Source organism: Salmonella sp. FC25216, assembly GCF_057751355.1.
In genome coordinates this window covers 1-23,574 of record NZ_JBDGON010000009.1, presented here as the reverse complement: position 1 = coordinate 23,574, position 23,574 = coordinate 1, and the positions used below count along the sequence as shown (strand labels likewise).

At 47.9% G+C, this 23,574-nt stretch carries 9 protein-coding genes and 1 pseudogene; 6 read left to right on the top strand and 4 right to left on the bottom strand.

The genetic code is table 11. The features are described 5' to 3' along the window. Positions 1-361: 361 nt before the first annotated feature. The 5 genes from AC3G3F_RS17950 to AC3G3F_RS17930 all read left to right on the top strand — a co-directional run bounded on the left by AC3G3F_RS17950 (position 362) and on the right by AC3G3F_RS17930 (position 20,480). Positions 362-5,314, top strand: a complete 4,953-nt coding sequence (locus AC3G3F_RS17950; protein WP_488395467.1) for a Tc toxin subunit A — start codon at positions 362-364, stop codon at positions 5,312-5,314. Between the two features lie 93 nt (positions 5,315-5,407). Further along, a complete protein-coding gene (locus AC3G3F_RS17945; protein WP_488395465.1) occupies positions 5,408-9,922 on the top strand; it encodes a Tc toxin subunit A-related protein in 4,515 nt (1,504 codons plus the stop codon). Positions 9,923-9,973: 51 nt separating this feature from the next. Next, positions 9,974-14,395, top strand: coding sequence for a SpvB/TcaC N-terminal domain-containing protein (locus AC3G3F_RS17940; RefSeq protein WP_488395464.1), 4,422 nt, complete (start codon positions 9,974-9,976; stop codon positions 14,393-14,395). After that, positions 14,392-17,271, top strand: a complete 2,880-nt coding sequence (locus AC3G3F_RS17935; RefSeq protein ID WP_488395463.1) for an RHS repeat-associated core domain-containing protein — start codon at positions 14,392-14,394, stop codon at positions 17,269-17,271. The genes AC3G3F_RS17940 and AC3G3F_RS17935 overlap by 4 nt, the downstream gene beginning before the upstream one ends. 281 nt (positions 17,272-17,552) lie before the next feature. Further along, positions 17,553-20,480 carry an RHS repeat domain-containing protein gene (locus AC3G3F_RS17930; RefSeq protein ID WP_488395461.1) on the top strand — a complete coding sequence of 976 codons (2,928 nt, stop codon included), beginning with the start codon at positions 17,553-17,555 and terminating at the stop codon, positions 20,478-20,480. Positions 20,481-20,868: 388 nt separating this feature from the next. Here AC3G3F_RS17930 and AC3G3F_RS17925 read toward each other — a convergent pair whose 3' ends face one another. From AC3G3F_RS17925 to AC3G3F_RS17915, 3 genes are all read right to left on the bottom strand, one after another. Further along, positions 20,869-21,141: a hypothetical protein gene (locus AC3G3F_RS17925; RefSeq protein WP_488395508.1), complete on the bottom strand. Its 273-nt coding sequence runs from the start codon at positions 21,139-21,141 to the stop codon at positions 20,869-20,871. Between the two features lie 35 nt (positions 21,142-21,176). After that, positions 21,177-21,497, bottom strand: a complete 321-nt coding sequence (locus AC3G3F_RS17920) for a putative holin (RefSeq protein ID WP_023248369.1) — start codon at positions 21,495-21,497, stop codon at positions 21,177-21,179. 78 nt (positions 21,498-21,575) lie between these two features. Further along, on the bottom strand, positions 21,576-22,061 hold the full coding sequence (locus tag AC3G3F_RS17915; RefSeq protein ID WP_023248370.1) for a glycoside hydrolase family protein: 486 nt from the start codon (positions 22,059-22,061) through the stop codon (positions 21,576-21,578). Positions 22,062-22,738: 677 nt separating this feature from the next. Here AC3G3F_RS17915 and narP point away from each other — a divergent pair. Further along, positions 22,739-23,386, top strand: coding sequence for a nitrate/nitrite response regulator protein NarP (narP, locus tag AC3G3F_RS17910; protein WP_023248372.1), 648 nt, complete (start codon positions 22,739-22,741; stop codon positions 23,384-23,386). Positions 23,387-23,429: 43 nt separating this feature from the next. Here narP and AC3G3F_RS17905 read toward each other — a convergent pair. After that, a pseudogene (locus AC3G3F_RS17905) lies at positions 23,430-23,574 on the bottom strand (cytochrome c biogenesis protein CcmH); the annotation flags it as partial.

The window sequence follows — 23,574 nt, the reverse complement described above, 5'->3', positions numbered from 1 at the left end:
ACGCAAGTACTAACTCAAAAAGTCAAATCGAAAGTTTTGCTAACTCTATTAGGGTTAATCTAAAAACCCTCCCCTATTTTCACTTCCTGATATCCATAGCATCGATCTTCACGTCTTTAGACGGGCATCTTCTCTATAAGATCGCGTTAGTTCACTTTTCTTATCTGATGACAAAACTGCACTTATTGAGTCATTTATTGAAAAAAAAACCACCCAAAATATTTATAATACTTATTGTAGTGTGATTAAGAAAAACATAATTCATTGTCTCTATCAAAAGTAGAGACATATCAACTATACAAGTAATGCCATTACATATACTGCGTAAAAGGCATTATCTGTAACAATAAAGGATAGTGAAATGAGTATGACAGCCACTTTATCTCTCAAAAAGTTAGAGGAGCATTTTGGAATACAGGACCAGTTATCCAACCGCGGATATTATTCTATATTTGATATCCTGAAGCTATCAAAAAGTGAATTTACTCGCCAGTATCAAGGCCTTTTTGGTGCTAAAGCCAGTAAAATCTACGATACCGCTTCCGGTTACGCAACGCAGATTATGCTGTTGTTTCGCAAAAATAACCTTGCTCAGGCGGTACAGACGTCGGTGTATTCCACTCAGTTGCAGGATAACGATTCTGTAGTGCCCACAAAGGGCGGCCCGACGTGGCAAACCCTATTTGCTGATGACTGGCGTGAATATTGTCAGAATAGCGCACCGGAAGCCAATGACTCTCCGGTTTCTTATCTCTCCTGGCTGTATAATCAGGCCACGAATTTTGAATCACAGATGGGGGTCGATAATATTATCCCGCTGGCTGTCCGCCGCCCTGACTTAGCAGAGCTTATGCTGGATAATGACGCGATTAATCAGGTTGTGCCCTCTTTGCAACTGGTTAATAAGGTACTTGAGCAGTCCGTCACTCCATACGTTAATAACATCGCCCCGAATATCAGCGTTAGCGAAACGCTAGCTGCCACCCGTTATTCAACGCTTCTACCTTATCATTACCCACATCAGCAGACGTTGCTTTCCCTGAAAGCCAGTGACGAATCTCTACAGAATACAATTAAAAAAACCGATACCGCCTGGCCTTATTTTGTGAAGCAGAACCTGCGTGCAGGGAAAGCGGAAACGGCATGGCAACTGGGCAGTGATCTGGCGCCTGAGCAGCAGAACATTCTTATTGAAAATTTTGCTGATTCTACAACCGAATTAACTAATTTCTACTATCAAAGTCTTGGGTTAAATTCCAGTAATTTTGAACCTTTCGTAAATAGTGATGTTTTATGCCAGCAACTCGGCATTACCAAAGAGGAGATGGAAAACTTAATCGCCTCAACCTGCAACGAGTCTAAAGTCTCTATTTCAGATAATTACCAACCTGCTTATCAGGCATCCGGTTCTGATTTGTATGGTGCCAGTTATATTAATAGTTATCTTAACGACCCTGCATTGTTGCAGGACAGAGGTGTGGTAAAAGATGAAGGCACTAATCCGACGCCGATGTATATCAGCTCACAAGGAGTTAGTTTTGTAGCTGGCAAGTTTGGTTCAGCGTTAAAAATTGATGCGACAAAAAATGCTGAAGTCTATTTCAAATCAAATATTGCTACTGATGGTTCCCAACTTATTCCTTTTACATTATCGTTCTGGTGTAATATCCCAGCGAATATAAAGTCAGACAGTCTGGTGGTGACCAATAAAACAGATCATTATGTTTCAACTGCAAAAGGAATTACCGTTAAGGCATCTCCTGGCGAGAATGGTAATTGTAGTCTGGAATTAAGCGCGTCAGATGGCGAAAACGACCCGCTGGCCGTGTCACGTGTACTCCCTGCTGATACCTGGATTTTCGTGTGTATTGAATACTCACTCAACACGAATCTTTACTTGATAACTAATGTTAATGGTTCTGGTTCTACACACTACGACACCATACAAATAGACTCCCCAGAAAGCATCGCATTAGAAGAGGAGTATTGGGGATTTAATGGAAATTATGGCAACAAATACTATAAAGATCATAGTAGTTGCCGTTCAGTCCTTTTATATGACGATATTGCCGTTTGGAATAAGAGTATAAGCGATAGCGAGATAAATACTTATCTTTCAAAAGGTACCACAGCGCTAGCGTTAAATGATCCAATTCAGTATTATTCCTGTGATGCTGCTGACGTTTCTATCACAAAAGAAACATCGCCAAAAATAGAAGTTTCCCAATCGCAAAATGAATATTATCCAGAACTACTATCCGATAGATATGGTGAATATTATAAACTCTGCGCAACGAAAAGTAACTACATCCGCCTGAATGATACTATTTGTAATCAGTTCGATGGTAATCAGGATTTTTCATTCGGTTTTTGGTTCAAATACTCCGAACTTCCAACAAACAGAACCCCGGTAGCCATGAATATATATCCAGAAAATGGTGAACATGGTTTTTCCATTGAACTTTATTCAAGCGGCGGTCTTCACGTCATTGTACAAAATGATCACAACTACAAAAACCTTGATACCGCTGCATTAACTACAGACACATGGTATTACGTTGCTCTCGTATGGTGCACATCGACTATGGTTGCCACCCTATATTTGGTGGAGGAGGGTTCAAGTGATATCAACGTTTATGAAACCAATGCGGTAAACGCGGGTTCATTTACTAAAAACGGTGAATTCTGCTGGACACTTAACGAAAGTGGAAATGTTAACCGAACATGGTACACCACGAACAATGATTCTTCAGTAGCACTCTGTTTTTCTGAGCCTGCATTCTGGTCTGGCCTCATCAACCAAAATGATGTCGCGCTTATTGCCTCATTACAGAGTTCATTGGATGACAAAGATTCGGGACTCAGTTTATATCCAGCGTGTTATTTCGACTTCAATACTTGCCCGACACTCATGCATCTGAGCGATGTACGTATGCAGCGCATCAATCGCATGGTCCGTTTACAACGCTGGCTTGGCCTCTCCTTTGAAGAGGTAGATTTATTAATCAACGCCTGTATTCGCGGTCAGGGTAGCCAGAATAGCGATAACTCCCTTAACACACAAACGCTGCGCATGTTGGGCGTTTACCGCCACTGGCAGCAAGCGTATCAGGTCACCGCTTTCCAGTTTGCCGCTATCCTGTATCAAATTACGCCTTATGCGATCTCTCCTGCTGTTCCTTTTCTGGACCAGGTATTTAATACTGCTTCCGCTTTTGATGAACCGTTCAAAATTACCGATCGGGCGTTTAACTATACCGCGCTGACTGGTGAGGATGGTCAGATTGTCAAGCAGATTTGCACGGGTCTTAGCATCACCCGCACTCAGTTTCTGGTACTGGCGAAACAGGTCAGCGATGCACAAAACTGCGGCGCGAATACCCTAATCTGCTCGTTAGATGTTATCACTGCGCTCTACCGTCTGGTGATGACGCCTCGCTGGCTGGGTCTTAGCTTTGAGGATGGCGTAGCATTATTAATGCTGGTAGAAGAAGGCAAAGCGCTGGCACGTCTTGCAAATATTCCGGTGTATACGGCAGTAGAGAATAGCGCCAGCGATCTGCTGGATACCCTGATGGCATTGTCTGACGCCGCGCAGTGGCTTGCTGATAATAACCTGACGGCGACCTGGGCGCTTGCCATGTTACATGACGGTGGAAAGATTCTTCCGGCTACAACGGCTGAACTGAATTTTGTGACCGATATTAATCAGCAACTCTCAGCCTCCCTCGTGACTGAGACCAGTTTTAATGGTATTGCATCCCCTCAGCTTAGCCCACTTACTTTTTCAAGTTATTCAGTTGTAACCGACAGCCCGACGGGTAACGGTTTCCAACTGGATTCAACACAAAATCAGTATGCGCAAATAAATGGGGATATTAACCAGGCCGTTGACGGGCTGGAAAATTACACGATTGGCGTCTGGGTAAATATCCCTCAAAAACTCAGCGATATAACACCTTTATTAGTAAATGCCACTATAAAAGACACAGACCACCTGACAACGGATATTGGTATTTATCTGTTAGCCAAATCGTCTAATAATATCACACCAGGCATACATGATCTTAATCAGGACGGAAATAGTGGAGATATTTCATTTACGCCAGGCACATGGTTTTATCTCGCTGCGGTTATGAATACTGAAAATAAAAAATTCACCGTTTATATTGTTGACCACGACACTCAGCAGTTAAGGAGTAAACAACTCAATATATCGTCAGTAACAAGTGTGACGTCAGGAAATAGATGGGCACTGAACCAGGATGGTGCCCTGCAATATTATAACATCTATCCAAACCGTGCCGGCACAATTCAGTATGACAATCTCACCGTGTGGAATGAATCACTCACAGAGGACGATATTAAAGAAATTAGTGCTTCTTCGGAGGTTGCAGGGGGTAGAAACGATTATATCGCGACAACAACCCTGGCAGGTAATTTTTCCTGGACAAAATGTTTTGACGATTTGCTTGATGCTAATGGCCTTGTTTACCCGGTAACGCCAGCATCAGGTGAAAGCGTCAACTCGCAGATTGAAAAACAGGTCCTGGCGGATATTCAACGCTGGCACTTGCCGCAAACTCCGCTGACACATGAACAGATTGCAGAGTCTGCTACAACGATTATCGCGTCAGCGAAGCAAAGCCAGGATGGTATTGCCGATAGTGCGCTGGCGAAAGCGTTTAATATTGATCACTCATATCCACCATACCTGCTCGCCTGGGCCGCATCCTCTGAATACGATCTGCTCAGCCAGATCCTGGCGTTAAATGGTATCACGACGCCAGATACAATCCCGGATGAGTATCAACAATATCTGTATCAGATTGCCCGCCGCGCAGGGTTATGTAATACCTTTAACCTGACGCCAGCCATGCTTTCGACGCTGCTGGCCCACCCAGCCTGGTTCGGCGTAGCCGATACTACAATTGATTTTAACTTGTTGTATCTGTTCAGCCGCTATAGCGACTGGATGAAACTGGCCGATAAAGAGGACGCCATGCTGGCTTACCTGCGCCGGGTAAACGGCACGCCATCGCCTACCCCAGAACAGGCCGCCTCCTGTCTGGCGTTGCTAACCGACTGGGAAAGCGATGAAGTCTTACAGGCCGCCGCGCACGCCGACCCAGCCACAGGGATCGCCACAACACTAGCCCACATTGACGTTGTGATGCGCCTGAAAACGTTGTGTACCCATACCGGTACATCCGTTGAAACCATGCTGAATACCGGCGACCTAACCACCACTTCCACTTATCAGGAGTGGCAATCTGTCGGAGAGTCATTAGTCGCCACGCAAAGTAATCACTAATTATCCAACCCTTTTTGCGGAGCCATCCGCAAAAAGATTTATTAATACCGTCACGGGCGGCGGGACTTTCGTCGCCCTAAAAAAGGAATTATTATGTCAACAACCATTAGCAGTGAATTAAATCAGGGCTACCGTAGCGCCTTACTCGCGTATTATATTGGGCAATATGCACCTAATAGCGGTGACACCACTTTAAGCAATATGATTAAAACATCAGACGATGTTTATGAATATTTGCTAATTGACCCACTGGTCACCAATGATGTGGAGACCTCTCGTGTAGCACAAGCGATGTCCAGTATTCAGCAATATATCAATAGTATTGCATTGAATATGGAACCGGGCTACAACACGCAAAACCTGGATACGAATCAACTTCAACAATGGAATAATGGCGCCGATCAGTATGCAGTCTGGGGTGGTTATGTTGAACTCGACAGCTACCCGGAAAATTATATTGATCCCACACTGCGCCAGGATCAGACCTCCTGCTTTAACGATCTGATCACTGAACTGAATCAGAAAACGGTCAGCAATGATACCGCTCAACAGGCGGTAATGGGGTATTTAAATCAGTTCGAACAAGTCGCTAACCTGACGATTGTCAGCGGTTATACCGATAATAGAGATCAGTCCAAAGGAACCTATTATCTGTTGGGTAAATCGACTTCTTCGCCGGTGCAATACTACTGGCGCTCGTTTGATATGTCTCTCAACGTTGATAACATTGTAGCATCAAACGCCTGGTCTGAATGGTATCCAGTCAAAACCTCCATAAATGATGACCTGATCCAGGGAACGCCGCGTCTGGCCTATTTTAATAATCGCTTATACCTGTTCTGGTTTGAACGTGCGGAAGGTAATGGTCCAAATGAAAGTGATACCATTACGGCTTATTCATCGCAGTGTGATTTTAGCCGCAACTGGTCATCGCCTTATACCATGATGTCAATTGACTCTGATACCGCGAATCATCACGGGGATCAAACATACTGTGATAAATTGTTCACTTCCGGCTATCTCTGTACTGCCTGTGGCTATAATGAAACTGATAATTATTTAGTTGTATCATTATACGACGGCACAGACGTTAAGGCATATACGGACAACGGATATAACGATTTCACCATCACGATAGATTACTGGTTTAATACTGAAAAAAAAGAAGCAAAAGTTAGTACCGGGATGACCAACATACTCTCCAAGTTTTTATACAACTATATCGAGAGCCAAACCATTACCAACAATCAAAGTAAAATCCAGTCCTGTTTCCTTGTGGATAAATTTTACGTTGCTGATGTTAAATGCGATTCAACAAAATTCTATGACGGATTACACTCGTATATTACGCTTCCGGCACTGGATACCAGTAACTTTTCTGTTAATACCGCAGATGATGGTAGCATCACTTTAGAAGGTTCGATTATCACCGCCTGCAACACCCAGAATACTGGCAATTTTTATAAACAGAGTTGGAATTTGAATGAAGATGCTGATGCCCTGTTAAATGGTTACATTTCGTTTACGGATGCAATATTTACCGGTCTGGAACTGGCATCTTTACCGACCACTTTATCCGCAACGATTAACACTGTCGCTATTGAGTCTCCTTATGGTAGTGGAATGAAAACCTTCCCATTATCCAGGTCCTACTCTATTGAAAAGGGAGTTGTTACTGACGCTGCTAATTTTGCTGCTGAAATGATTGTGACCAAGTCTGAGTTGGGGTGTGACTTTAATCTCGAACTCAGAAACGGTAACACCGAAGTTCTATCAATAGTTAAGTATAGCACTACTGACAACTTTTATAAAAAAACATCGTGGACCCTTGATGTCTTTGAGAGCAAAACAAGCGGTTGTTGGCAATCAACAGATGCTACCACTTGCGTAAGTAATACGGCTGCCTCGATAAATATCAATACAAAATTTAACTATTCTGTTTCTGATATTACAACTGATGAAATAAAAGCCGGCGCTATCACACGCTACATTTCTGTTGGCTATATTAATAATTGCGGCGGCGCGACCACCCATACCGAATATTGTATTTCGCTTCAGAAAGCAACGAATATTCCTCCTACTCCGCTCATCGCGACCCGCAGGGACGAGGAACTGGGTACCGTGGTATTCCTCTCTTTTAACGGTACGTTCGACGATGGCGTCACGATTTCTCCTGTCCGCCTGAACACCTTGTTTGCTAAACAGTTAATCAATAAAGCCAACGTTAGCATTGACGATCTGCTTGCCTGGGACACCCAGCTAACCCTGGAACCCGCAATGGTCAGCGGCGCTAGCCCAACGCCAATGGATTTTTATGGCGCGAATGGCCTCTATTTCTGGGAACTGTTCTTCTATATGCCGTGGCTGGTCGCCAGCCGCCTGAGCCAGGAAGGCAACTACGCCGACGCGCAAAAGTGGTTTAACTATATTTTCGACCCTTCCGCCTGCGGCCGCGTAAGTTCAAATGCCGATTACCCGGAACCGGATTACTGGAACGTTCGCCCGCTGGTTGAAACTAACTCACAGGAGAGTCTTGCGGCGTTAGTCCTGAACCCAGATGACCCGGATATTATCGCCAAAGCCGATCCTGCGCATTATCAGAAAGCGATCGCCATGGCGTATCTGGCAAATTTGATTGCCGCTGGCGACGCTGATTACCGTCTTTTAACCAACGATGGACTTGCCCAGGCCAAACTGCGCTATATGCAGGTCAAAACGCTGCTTGGTCCTCGCCCGGATATCTCGACGCTACAGCAATGGCAGCCCGATACGCTGAAAAATATCGCCAGCCAGCGCAATACCGACCTCACCGCGCTGGAAGATAGCGCAGGCATTTCGCTGCATGCTTTCTCCGGCAGCAGCACGGTCGCGCAGGATGTCACCATTAACGACGCGTTTTCGCTGCCGTTAAACGCGCAGTTGCTGAACTATTGGGACGTTATCGACTCACGGCTTTACAACCTGCGTCACAACCTCTCTATTACCGGCCAGCCGATTAACATTCCGCTGTACGCCACGCCGGTGAACCCGGCATTGCTGGTACAGATGAATGCCACCGGAGGTTCGTTGTCAGGCCAGGCTTCTACGCTCAGTATGACCATCCCGCCTTACCGTTTCGCCTCCATGCTGCAACACGCCCGCGGCGCGGTCGGCACATTAAGCCAGATGGGACAAACCCTGCTCAGCTACTACGAGCGTAAGGAATCCACCGGATTACAGGAGTTGCAACAGCAACAGGCGCTGGATCTCTCCTCCTTTACCATCAGTCTGCAAAAACAGGCTATTGACGCGCTGAAAGCCGATCAAAAAGCGCTGAAGGCCAGCAAAGATATCGCTCAACAGCGCTACGACTACTATTACGACCTGTACACCACCGGTATCTCCGCCAGCGAGCAGGAAGTAATGAATATGCAATCTTCCGCCAGCGCATTATTCTCTTCCGCAGAGCCCTTCCTGACGACAGGCGCGGCGTTAAATATGGCGCCGAACATCTTCGGCGTGGCCACCGGCGGGGCCGTCTGGGGTGCCGCGCTCACCGCCAGCGGCATGGTATTGCAGTTCAGCGCTAACAGCGTTCAGGCCACAGCCCAGCGTATCCAGGTATCGGAAGAGTATCGTCGCCGCAGCGAAGAATGGAAACAGCAATACCAGCAGGCGGATGCTGAGATGACCAGCATTGACAGGCAACTGGATGCGCTTGCGGTACGTCAGCAGGCGGCCCAGACCTCGCTGCAGCAGGCGCAGACCGAACAGGCAAATCTGCAGTCCACGATGCAGTACATCTCCAGCCGATTCACGCAATCGTCGCTATATAGCTGGCTTATCGGCCAACTGGCGGCGCTTTACTACCAGGCATACGACGCGGTGTTGTCGCTGTGCCTGAGCGCCGAAGCGTGCTGGCAGTATGAAATGGGTGATTTAACCAGCCGTTTCATTCAAACCAACGCCTGGAACGACAGTTACCACGGCCTGCTGGCGGGCGAAACGCTGGAGCTAAACCTGCAGCAGATGGAGTCTGCCTGGCTGTCACGTAACCAACGCCGGCTGGAACTCACCAAAACCGTGTCGCTGAAAACCCTGCTTGGCGATTCTGACTTCGCCAATCTGATCGCGGCCGGAACGGTAAACTTTAGCCTTGATGAGAAGCTGTTTGACAACGATTATCCCGGCCACTACCTGCGCCAGATTAAGTTTGTCACGCTCTCCCTGCCGACGTTGCTTGGCCCATGGCAGGATGTTCGCGCCACGCTCACGCAAACCAGCAGCAGCACGCTTCTGAAAGCGGATATTAATGGTGTGAATTATCTCAACGACACCACCACCGGCAATGCTGCGAACGTGGTCACAAACCTACGCGCCAGTCAGCAGATTGCCGTCTCTTCCGGCATGAACGACAGCGGACTGTTTGAACTCAGTTTTGGCGACGAACGCTACCTGCCATTTGAAGGTACCGGCGCAGTATCCAGTTGGCAGTTGAGTTTCCCTCGACCGAAAAGCAGTGAGCAGAAGGCCATTCTCGATAACCTGAGCGACGTCATTGTGCAGGTGCATTACACCGCCGTCTCTGGTGACAGTGACTTCGCGAGCACCGTTGAAAAAACTCTGTAATTTCCCTTGAAAAGTCACCGGCCAGACCTGGCCGGTGACTGGAGCAAAAAAATGTTAAACGAAAATGCATCTTCATCCACGGCCTCACTTATGGTAACCCCCCCTTCCTTACCAAAAGGAGGCGGCACCTTAAGCGGTATGGGAGAGGCGCTCGGTCAGGCAGGTCCTGACGGCATGGCGTCAATGACATTACCTCTTCCCGTAAGCGCGGGTCGCGGTTTTACACCTTCATTGTCACTGACTTACAGCAGCTCTGCGGGAAATAGTATTTTTGGTATTGGCTGGGCGTGCGCTACGCTGCGCATTAGTCGACGAACCAGTCATGGCGTACCGCAGTATAACGACAACGACGAATTTCTTGGCCCTGATGGCGAAGTGCTGGTCAAAACCATTAGTACAAGTAAGACCCCTAACCCCACCACCTGCCAACAATATGGCAGTACGAAACTATCTCAAACCTGGACGGTTACCCGTTATCAGCCACGTACAGAAGGCGCGTTTCATCGTCTGGAGCGCTGGCAAGGTAAGGCCCCAGAGGATGATTTTTGGTTACTGCATGAAAGCGCGGGTAATGTGCATATGCTGGGTAAAACCGCATCAGCTCGTATCAGCGACCCGCATAATACCGCACATATTGCTGAGTGGCTGGTAGAAGAGTCGGTCAATCCCGTAGGGGATCATATTTATTATTGCTGGCAAGCGGAAAATGACAGCAATATCAACCAAGTAGACAAAAATAATCAGCGAGATTGCTCCACACAACGCTATCTCGCCAACGTACAATATGGCTGTCAAACGCCCGCTGCTGATTTGTATCTCTGGAAAAGTGATAAACCTGACGCAAAATGGCTGTTCACGCTTATCTTCGACTATGGCGAACGGTCACTCGATCCCGGCTCGGCCCCTGCTTTCTCAACGACGACAAGTTGGCCTGCTCGTCAGGACGCGTTTTCCCGCTACGAGTATGGGTTTGAGATTCGTACACATCGTCTGTGTCATCAGGTATTAATGTTTCATCATTTCCCTGATGAACTAAAACAAGATAATGCCCTGGTTTCACGCTTATTACTGGAATATAACGAAACGCCGGTGCTCAGCCAACTGTCATCGGCACAAACGCTTGCCTATGACGCTGACAGCTCGGTACTCTCATGCCCGCCATTAGAGCTTTGTTATTCACAACCTGATATATCTGATACCCAGTGGCAAGAGATGTCATCGCTTGCCGGCCTGGATTCCCCGCCTTATCAGTTGGTGGACCTCTATGGTGAAGGCGTACCGGGCATACTGTGGCTTAATGGCAAAGACTGGCGTTATCGCGCGCCTTGCCGGGGCAAAACGGGTACAGACGAGGTTGTCTATGCCGACTGGGTTAACCTGCCGCAAATCCCGGCCTTGCAAAACACAGCCGCCCGCCTGATAGATATCGACGGCAACGGCCAGCTCGACTGGGTAGTCGCAACACCAGGCATGGCAGGTTTCTTTACTCAACAATCAGATAAAAGCTGGAGCCGTTTTACCCCGTTCAGCGCCCTACCTGAAGAGTTTTTTCATCCACAAGCTCAGTTTACAGAGTTAATGGGGTCCGGACTTATCGATCTGGCGATGATCGGGCCAAAAAGTGTGCGTCTGTATGCTAATGAGGGCAGCGCGTTCAGCGCAGGACTGAATATTAATCAGGATGAAAATATTGAACTGCCAGGCCCTGGGCGGGATGCCCGCGAATTGGTGCTTTTTACCGATATTCTGGGGTCAGGGCAATCACACTTATGCCGCATCCGTTATAACAGCGTTACCTGCTGGCCTAATCTCGGCGGCGGTCGTTTCGGCTCGCCTGTCCAGTTGTCCCTGCCATCGCCGTTAGACAGTGAAGAACAGTTTAATCCTGAAAATTTGTTGTTGGCTGATACCGATGGTTCCGGCGCGCCTGATTTAATCTATGTGCAGCATAACCAGGTGACTGTTTGGTTGAATCAGGGCGGTAATGGTTTCGTTTGCGGGTCCAGTATTGCTTTTCCTGACGGCGTCGTTTATGACCGTCTTTGCCAGCTTACTGTGGCGGATATTCAGGGCAATGGCATGGCTGAACTGGTTCTTACTGTTCCCTGGCCAACCCCTGCGCACTGGCATTTTGCTTTTTGTGCACAAAAACCCTGGCTCCTGGCGGGCACGAATAACAATATCGGCGCCAACACCACGCTCTTTTATCGCAGTTCAGCGCAAGAATGGCTGGATGAAAAACAGCAAAACCCACAGGCGACGCCGGCATTACCTTTCGCTATGCATCTGCTGGTTAAAACAACCACAGAGGATGAAGTTACCGGCAACCAGCTTAGCCAGAGCATCCGTTATCGTAAGGGGGTTTATGATGGCAAAGAGCGTGAATTCCGTGGTTTTGGTTATGTCGAAACTGAAGATACCAATGATGATGCGCTCCCGGTTGGCGACGATACCCCTGTCGCCGCAACGCTCCTGACAAAGTCCTGGTTTCATTGTGGCCGTGAAGAGGATGAAAACACACTATTTGGCACGCCCTGGCGCGGTGATACAGAAGAGATCGCGCTTAATGCCACGCTTCTGACAACCTGGCAGTCAGGAGAGGATCAGGTGTTGAACAACGCCGATGAAGCCACGCGCTGGTGGATGTTCCGTGCATTAAATGGAACAGAGCTGCGCAGCGAAACCTATGGACTGGATAACAGTAGCGTCGCCACTTCTCCTTATACCACCACACAACAGCGAATGCAGGTTCGTCTGGTTCAGGATGGCGCGATGCCCGTTGTATTGCCCGTCGCACTGGAGCAAATAACGCATCATTATGAACGTCTGGTTGGCGACCCACAGGTTTCACAACAGGTGACGCTTCAGGCTGACGACTATGGTTGCGTTACCCGGCAAGTTAGCGTTGCGTACCCCCGTCGCGCTTATCATGCCCTTCAACCCTACCCGGCCAACTTGCCTGATGATGCCTGGGAAAATACCTATGATGACCAACAGCAAAAACTGCGGCTGGTAGAGAGCCTGGCATCTTTTATTCACCTGGAAAATTCACAAACCTGGCGATTGGGGCTTCCCTCTCAACAACGGGTAAATCAACTGCAATTCGATTCTGTTCCCGCTGGCGGTATCAGTTACGAAACGCTTCGGGCAGATAACGGCCTGTTAAGTGCCGGACAAACTCGCTATCTGACCCAACAAAACGAAATTATCTACACGTCGACGCCCCCTGATTTGCCGGCGCTGGTGCACTATCAACGCACGGCGGTACTGGATGAAACAGCGCTTAAAGCCTATGACGGGATAACTATCCCTGCTGAATACAGTTTCGATAAGCTAGGTTATGTTAAGACACCGGCACTCTTTTCCTTTACAACCGAAGCCGACCTTTGGGCAGTTGAGCACAGCTTTACGCTCTATAACGATGCCAGCCAGTTCTCAACGGTTGCAAGCCAGCAATCTACCGGACTCGTCGGGGCTATAACCTGTCAGTATGACTCGTATTATCTGGTGCCAATTAGCCAACAAGATGTGCTGGATAACACCGTTAAAATGGAATACGACTATCGTTTCCTGAGCCCATGGCGCATCACTGATATCAATAATAATTATCAGGAGTGTCAACTGGATGCGCTCGGCCGTCTGCTGGCAACCAGTGTATATGGAACAGAAAACGGTGGTCAGGCGGTAGGGTTTGCAAAAATCGCAGACTATCCGGTCTCGTCTTCGCTTACCGTTGAGCAAGCCATTGCGATGGCGACAACGGCGGGGTATCTCCAGCAACTGGCCGCCATCAACGTCACTGATATGTTCAGTTGGATGGGGTGCGTTTCCGCTGACCAGGCAAACAGTGTCACTGCTGATGGCTGGTCGACTCTGCTGCAGAACCGCTTTATTACCTTTACCGGGCATATTCGTTCATCAGGTCATCTTTGGGCGCGTAAAAATCCACAACATCCTCTGGCAAATTTACTGGCTGAGGCAACCCGTAATCCCATCCACAGTGTGACCCTGACCGCAGATAACTATCCTGCAACGCTTGATCCAGATGACTCAACGACCCCCTTGCAACAAACCCGTATTTCGCTGAGCTACAGCGATGGTTTTGGCCGGGCATTGCAGCAATGTGTCCTCTTTCCGGATGGGAAAGCCTGGCACAGAGAAAGCGATGGAGAAATCAGTACAACAGAGATCGATGCCAGCCCTCGCTGGGCCGTTTCCGGACGCACTGAGTATGACAATAAAGGCCAGCCGGTTCGCAACTATCAACCCTTTTTCCTTGATGACTGGCACTACGTTGTCGATACCGCTATGCGTACGAATGGCTATAGCGACACGCATTATTACGATGCAACGGGCCGCAATATTCGCACGGTTACGGCTAAAGGCTATCTGCGCCGCAATACCTACTATGCCTGGTTTACGGTCGCAGAAGATGAAAACGACACGGTGGGCCTGGAGAATATTCCCGTATGACTTTAGCAATCGCCACGCCGGTGATTGCCGTCTGCGATAACCTCGGTATCACCATTCGTACTCTTAACTGGAACCGCGAGGATAAAGACAGTCCGCGCCGGCTTCTGGTTAACCACACCCGGCTGGATACGGCCAGCCGGGCCACCGTACAGCGCGATCCTCGCCGTTTCGCCGCCTGGCAACAGGACGATACGGCGTTGCCGAACCTGTACTGTATGGCATCGTTGACAGGTCAGACGCTGAAACGCGCCAGTACTGACAGCGGCTGGCAGGTAACGCGCTTTGATGCCGCCAGCCGCCCTGTGTGGTCCATTGATGGTCGGGACGCCGTACACGCTCAGGTTTACGATACGCTGGGCCGCCCGCAGAGCGGTAGCGAACAGCTAAAAGGCGAGGCATTGCGGGTAAGCTGGCGTCACGCCTACACGGATACCTGTTCTGCAGATGCTAACGCGCAGAAAAACAACCTGCGCGGATTATGCGTACAGCGCTGGGATGATAGCGGTCTGCAAACTGTCGAATCGATGGCGCTGAGCGGAGCAATTCTCTGCCAGACGCAGCAGTTCCTCTTATCTGCGCAAGCGCAGCCTGACTGGCCGGAGGATGATGCCGACAGACAGGCGCTACTGGAGGATAAGATTTATGTTTCGACAATATCTGCCGATGCGCGCGGTATTAGCCTGAACCAGACCGATGCAATGGGGAATCAGCAGAGCTGGCGTTATGACGTCAGTTCCCATGTAAAAAGCCAGTATGCGACACTTTCAGAGGGTAAAAAACAGACACTGCTTGAGGACATTATGTGGAATGCCGCAAGCCAGGTTCTGGAGGAAACCACGGGTAACGGCGTGACCACAACCTACAGCTATGAGCCCGAAACACAGCGTCTCTCGGCGATGAGCGCACTACGCGCCGACAGCGCTCTGCTTCAGGATCTGGTCTACGGCTACGACAATACTGGTAATTTAATTTCAATTACTGATAACACCATTGCGACCCGCTACTTTCAGAATCAGCAAACCGACGGATTAAGGGAGTTCACTTATGACGCACTCTACCAATTGCTGGAGGCAACCGGGCGCGAGAATGCCGGTAATACCGCCGTCCCGTATGCTGCTCTCCCCGCTTCTATCCCAATAGACAGCAATCAAACCATCGGTTATACCCGCTCCTTTCGCTATGATGACAGCGGTAATCTGCTCTCCCTCTCTCACCAGGGCGCCGCAAGCTTTACCCGTACAATGGTGATAAGTGATATGTCCAACCGCAGCAGGTTGCAAAACGACACCGGAACGCTGACGCCGGATGACGTTGATGCTGCGTTCGACCCTGATGGCAACCTCCTCAATCTGCAGGTGTCTGCCACTGCCTCTGACCCACTCATCTGGGACGCCAGTAACCATCTACAAACGGTCAACCTACTTGATCGTAACGGCGACATCCAGCAGAGCGATCGGGAGATTTACCAGTACAGCACCGGGATACGCATGCGCAAACAGACACGCCGCCTGACAAAAGCCGAAGATAATCGGTGGACTGTTGATGAAGTGCGTTACCTGCCCGGTCTGGAACTGCGACGTCACTGGCAGGAGACGGTCAGCGGCGACACTATTACGCCGCAGGCGGTTACTGAAGAACTGCATGTGATAACCACCCAGGCGGGGCGCGCCGGTATCCGACTGCTGCACTGGAAAACAGGTAAACCTGACAGCATTGATAATGACCAGGCACGCTGGCAGTTGAGCGACAATATTTATGCGCTGGAGCTGGATGCGCAGGGGCAAACTATCAGCCGCGAAGAGTACTACCCCTTCGGCGGTACTGCGGTGTGGGCGACACGCAGTGAGGTGGAGGCCGATTATAACGTGATTCGTTATTCTGGCAATGAGCGTGACGGCACCGGATTGTATTACTACGGCTACCGCTATTACGCTCCCTGGCTGTGCCGTTGGACGGCAGCCGATCCGGGCCAGGAAATTGACGGGCTGAATCTGTACCGCATGGTGAGAAATAATCCGATCACGTTGACGGACGTTGACGGATTAATGCCTAAATTAGCGTTGACGAAGGAGGAAATCGCAGAATTTGAGCATTTATATGAAAGCGCGCTGAAAAGTGGAAAATATGAAAAAAATTCCCCTGCCATGAAACGCTTCGTTCTCACCAACCATTCACGCGCCAGTACATATTCCTTAAAAAGCGAAACCATTATAAATGTTCTTTTTCACATCATGTATGAACAGTCAAAATATGTCCTTCCACCTGCATCCTCACAGAAAGCCATGAGTGCAAGTAAAGAAGCAAAAGCTAAAGCAGCTCAGGCGGCTGCCGACAATGGGAAAAAAGCAATACTCTATGTTTGGGCTGCACAATCCCCCTTGATACAAAACGCCTCTCCCACAGAGAAATTGAACGCAGACAAAATTGTTAGACATATAAGAAAACTAAACAGAGATCCAAATGCAACCAGAGATCGGTATGACATTTTCGAGCAAAACGCACATAAAGGTGTGGCGAACGGCATATATGAACTTGATGGTAAGACTGGCGCAGAACTTGCCGACCTTCTTGATGACTATATTAAGAATCACGCCACATTAATAAAGAAAAAACTCTATCGGGGAACAACGGCATTGCCATCCGTTAGGCCTGGTCAATTCACCGCGACATCGGAAAATCGGGATATTGCTGGATTGTTCGGGCCACATATCGAAACCTTTAGTGGCGGATATGCAGTACGGGTACCCAATATTTATTGCAACAGAGATGAAAAAGAATATTTATTCAGTCGGATCGCCCCGCCCAAACTGGCTCACTCTACTAATCCTCGCCAGAGAGCATTAGATCCTGGCGCTGGGTGTAGTAAAGCCGCCTGAGTCTTCATGTCTTGTCTCATTCCCATTACGGGAATGAGGCTTTTTAAATAATGTTCGGCATTAACCACAATGCGTTGCATTCTGTATTTCCCACTGAAGTGACTATCAATTCAATATTTTTAACTTTTACTCGCCTGATATTCATCATTCTCCATCTATGCCATACAGCGTGCTGTTATTGCACCAGTTACCTCCTTATTTAGCATCATTTCCAATGTTTATCTGGCTACGCTGACAGGATGCGTAACTAACAAGCGTAATACTACTGAGGAGTGAAAATAATGTGCACTGTAACAGTTGCTGCAGGCACTCCGGTTATCAGCGTTAATGATAATCGGGGATTTACCGTACGTATACTAAACTGGAACCGTGAAAAAGCCTCCGTTCCACGGCGTCTTTTGGTTGACCACAGCTACCATGCTGATGAGAGCCCGGTGGAAGAAAAACGTGATCCCAGGCTATTTTCAGCATGGCTAAATGATCGGAGTGTGGTGGCAAATTTGCGCAGTATGTCATCTCTTGCCGGGCAGGTAATCAAAAGGGAGAGTACCGACAGCGGATGGTTGGTCACGCTTTTTGATGCCGCGGCTCGCCTGGTGTGGTTCACTGATGGTCGGGGCACCACGCAAGAGCAAACCTACGATGAACTGGGCCGACCGGTACAGACAAAGGAGCAGCAAAAAGGCGGGGAAAAACGCGTCAGCCGGATAACTGAATATGGCGATAAAGGTCTGGAGGGCGATAATCTGAAAGGGCTACCTGTACGGCAGTATGATGACAGCGGCCTGCAAATCATCGATTCTGTCGCGTTGAGCGGAGCAACCTTACAAATATCGCAGCAATTCCTGGCGTCAGGTGACATCGCGCCAAACTGGCCCGCAGACGACACTAGCAGAAAACGTCTTCTGGATTCGGAAATCTATGTGACTTCACTACAAGCAGATGCTTCCGCAAATACGCTAAACAGAACCGACGCCATGGGGCACCAACAAAGCTGGCGCTATGATGTCAGCGGAAAAGTAACAAGTCAGGCCATAAAACTGGCTGGTGAAACTAAACAGACGTTACTTGAACATATCAGTTGGAGTGCGGCGAGTCAGGTTTTAGAAGAGAAAACAAGCAACGGCGTAACCACGGCATACGGCTATGAGCCTGAAACACAATGGCTATCGACACTGGCAGCACAGCGCGCTGATAACACAGTACTTCAGTCACTGGTATATGGTTACGACAATACAGGAAATGTCACCTCGATTACGGATAACCTGGTAGCAACACGCTACTACCAAAATCAGGTCACGGACGGGCAGAAAGAATTCAGCTATGACGCCCTCTACCAGTTGCTGGAAGCCACGGGGCGGGAAAACGCCGGGAACAAAATAATACCCTACAGCAGTTTACCTGCCGCACTGACGCCTATCCCCACGGACAACAGTCAGTATGTAAACTACACCCGCACCTGGATCTGGGATGACAGCGGCAACTTGCAGTCACTGGCTCACACAGGGGCCGGAAACTATACGCGAACGATGGTAACAGAGACGACATCAAACCGTAGTGTACAAATGAACGACGGTGGAGCGCAGGATTCAGATGAGGTAAGCCAGTGGTTCGATAACAATGGCAACCTGAAGCAGTTACAGATTTCGGCCTCTTCATCCAGTAATAACATGCTCTGGGACGGCAGCAATAACCTGCAGACGGTAGTGCTACTGTGCCGCGACGCCACGGATATGACGCAGAATGATCGGGAAATTTACCAGTATAGCGGCAGCAGGCGCGTGCGTAAGCAGACCCGCACCCTGACGAATGCCAGCCAGCAGCTTTGGAGCGTAGATGAAGTACGCTACCTGCCGGGTCTTGAGCTACGGCAAAGCTGGCAGGAGTCAGTAGAGGATAACAACGTTATTTCAGTAAACACATCGCAAGAACTTCATGCCGTAACCGGTCAAATAGGCCGTGCCGGCATACGGATATTGCACTGGGAATCAGGTAAACCGGATGACATTGATAACAATCAGCTACGCTGGAGCCTTTGCGACAATATCGGCTCAGCATCGCTGGAACTGGATGCTGATGGCCAGCAAATTAGCCGGGAAGAGTACTATCCTTTCGGCGGTACCGCGGTGTGGGCGGCACGCAGCGAACTGGAAGCCAGCTATAAAGTGATTCGCTACTCTGGTAAAGAACGTGACGGCACCGGATTGTATTACTACGGCTACCGCTATTACGCCCCCTGGCTATGTCGCTGGACAGCCGCCGACCCGGGGCGGGAGATCGACGGCCTGAATTTATACCGGATGGTGAGAAATAATCCACTGACACTTGCGGATGCCGAAGGCCTCGCTCCGACAGCATCAGGTAGCACTGAGACGCCCAAACTTTCTGCTAAGCAATTTAAGGAAGTGAATGGAGTCTATAAAAAAATGGCAACGGGTAAACTCTGGCAGAGGAAACCCAATGATCCGACAGTACGTATACCTGGCTCAACTTATGAGGTGCGTGCCATCAGCGCCAGGAACATCGAAAATCTGAAAAAAAGGTTGGGGAAAGCAAGCCAGGAACAACTAGATTTTTTTCAAAGGTTTAAGCAGCTTGAATTCCAGATGGTGCATCATACCAATGCCTGGATAACCAATCCTGAAACATTAGAAACGACTTTTTTAAGCCGCGATGAGTTAATAAAAAGAAAGATGGTGTTTGATAAAACCCATACCACCAAAGCTGATGTTGTTCAACTTGCTAATACCGGGTTCGCTTTCTTTGCCCTTTCGGTTAAAGGGATTAAACTGCAAAAGAACAGTAGTCGCTTTGGCAGCAACGCGCATGTGACATCGATAGACAAGGCGAAACAGAAAAGTCCCTATATGGCTGAAGCGCATATGATTCTTAACGATACATTAAAATTCCAGGAGAGAAAAGTATCAGATAGATTAGTTACCCTACTGGGTGGGGATGATATAGCGCGTAAAGATGCGATAGCGTTTAGTAAGCAGGTTGTCGCAGAAAATGCCGTAGATACGCTTTTTCATATTGATGATCTTCATATGGGCCTTTCGTTATCTATTCTCTGGAGTATTAAAACAGCGCCCATTTCGGAAAGATCCAGGAAAATTTTATTGGGTGTTAAGGGCGAAGCTCAGTTTGAACAATTAATTACTACCTTATTCAGGCCCCAGATACTGGTTCCTGTGGAATTGACGGTTTAATATTACGGTATACCTACTGTATTAATTGTCTATATAAAAACATACGGCCAATTTTGAACATTTCAGGTTGGCCGCTCATAACATCATACAAAAAATAAGAAACACGTTCACCATCACCCAATAAATAGTGGATAAATCGCTAAACGAGATCGGCTGTAAAATGGAGTGATTCAGAATGCAATGCTTTCGCCTGACTATGCTGGGCCGTATTTATCGTCGTGATCACCGCCGCGCTGATTACCTGAATTTGCGCGTTTCCCTAAGTATCAGAAGAGGATTGAGCTACAGATAATTTGCCCACGCATTATCTGCCGTCCAGTCAATTACCGCCTCTTGCGATGCTTTACCATATTGCTCGACGACATATATCGTTAAGGTAATCGGAGCATTACCGCTTGCGATAGCGCTCGTGGCTGATGCATCCAGCCTGGTGAGAAGCGATGCCGTCCAGTGTATAGTTATTGACGCCGCTGCGCTGCCAGGCTGGCAGCGCTATCACAAATTGCTCGGGGCTACTGGTCGTGATTTTAACGCCGTGGTTGAAGAAGGTACCACCGTGCCATTCAATATGATCCAGGCCATATTTGGTTTTCACTTTTGCCATTATTGCCTGTTTTGTCTGCTTGCCCTTTGCCAGTGCAAGAGGTAATGAAAGTGAAATCAGATCCTGTTTACGGCACTCAGGGGCAATATTAGTTATATATGATTACTCTTGTCCGCTTGTAAATCAACTATCCGTTTTCCTAAAAAAACGAGTACACGAATAGAAAGCGTAGAGGCAACAACAGCCCCAACGGACGAAGGGATTATTAACATCACAGAGAAGTGTTTATCAATTAAATGCGTTAATGCTAACGCAACCAAATCAGCGCATATAATACCTATAATTACTGATACAACAAAAAGGATAATGCGGACAGATAGTATATACTCCGACGCCGACACTACAAATACTGTACTTCCAGCAATTGCTCCAAGAATAATCCATACTGTATCTTGCCCAAGTAACTGGAACATTGATTCCTCCTTACCTTCTAAAGTTAATATCCTTATGAGCTTACATAAATTATAAAAACCGTATTATCCTGAAAGGATCTATTGGTTAATAACAAAATTGTATACCGGTGCCCATTGTCCTGTTTCGATTACTGTAGCATGTCTTTCAGCCCGTTCCGGTGTCTGTTTTGCCCAAATACTCCTTCTCATTTCATCTGCTGCGTTATTCCAATCCTGCCCAGTTATCGCCACGAGCATATTATTAAAACCAGCAAGACCATTCACCCCCATCTGATATGCCATTGATATCAGGATATCTGCACGTACTGAATTGCTGTATAACAAAGCCCGATTGATCTTCTCATTCCGTTGCATGCTCCTGTAAACCCTATCAATATTTTCCTGAAGCCAGGCCTCGATGACATTATCTGTTAAACAAAATGTATAGTTTTTCAGACTAGCACCTTGTGGACCAAGCTTAAATCCAACGCCAACAGTAGGATAACCGAGACTATCAATATAAGGTTTATGACTAACTCCCTCTTCCATTTTTAGCAATGAGAAAATTTCGCTATTTTTATACATTTATCTAACCTTACATTATTTTAGATAACCTTTTTATAGGTTACTGTGTCGCTATTATTTTATAGCGATAGACATTAAACCGATTGAATCGATTATACCAGGATATAAAATTACACAATCCACTGGTTATAGTCGTGATTGTTTTTTAATTCAATCTCGCGATAACAAGTTTAATAAAATATTAAATTTGTTTTTACAAAAATATTTCCCAAGCTATTACATTGTGTAACATCATTTAAAAATACTTATCAAGTATAAATTATTCGGTGCCATTACCTTTTACTACTCTCCGTGAATGCAATAATGATAGCTTGTTAAATATAGTGTTTTTATCATTTTTTACGCAAATCTGCTCAAATCTAAAAACAATGATTAGGTAGTGAATTCCGCCTGTACCTACTACAATCAATTGCATGAAAATAACTAATCATTTGAAATTAATAATATTTAAAAATAATGCCGTATGATTTAACTTAACAGAAGTCCTTTTGCCGGATGGCGGCGCAAGCGCCTGCTCCTCGGACAAGCAGGTATTCATGTCATTTATCCCTTTACAGGTTTTACTACTAACCCATGCACTAATTAGGGTAAAATTTACGCTCTTGGCAATGTGGTGAATCTGGACGATTTCCGCGCTGAAAACAATAATCATTCTAATAAAACTCAGGAGATACAGCATGCCTGAAGTAACACCTTTTCAGGTGCTTATTGTGGACGACCATCCACTTATGCGGCGAGGTATTCGTCAATTACTGGAACTGGACCCGGCTTTTCATGTCGTTGCCGAAGCGGGCGATGGGGCAAGCGCGATCGATCTGGCGAATCGCATTGAGCCCGATCTGATCCTACTGGATCTGAATATGAAAGGTCTGAGCGGGTTAGATACCCTGAACGCGCTACGCCGGGATGGCGTGACGGCGCAAATTATTATTCTTACCGTCTCGGATTCCGCCAGCGATATCTACGCGCTGATCGACGCCGGCGCCGACGGCTATCTACTCAAAGATAGCGATCCGGAGGTACTGCTGGAGGCCATTCGCAAAGGCGCTAACGGCGGTAAAGTCTTTAGCGATCGGGTTAGCGAATATCTGCGTGAGCGCGAACGGTTTGGCGTGCAGGAAGATCCCTTTAGTATTCTGACCGAACGAGAGTTAGATGTCCTGCATGAGCTGGCGCAGGGGCTTTCTAACAAACAGATTGCGTCAGTGCTGAATATTTCTGAGCAGACGGTTAAGGTGCACATTCGTAATCTGCTTCGCAAGCTTAACGTGCGCTCGCGCGTCGCGGCGACCATTCTATTTTTACAAACACGCGGAATGCAGTAACAAGGCAGGCCCGATGGCGCTACGCCACCGGGCCGTCAGGGCATTATTTCTCCTGCGCCAGCCGGATACTGCGCTCTATCACCGCCCGCCGGGCGTCGCCAGCCGGCAGTAACTTCAGCATCATCTCCCAGGCCGCCACCGCCTCGCCAGAACGCCCCTGCTCAAAGGCGCTGAACGCATACAGGCTT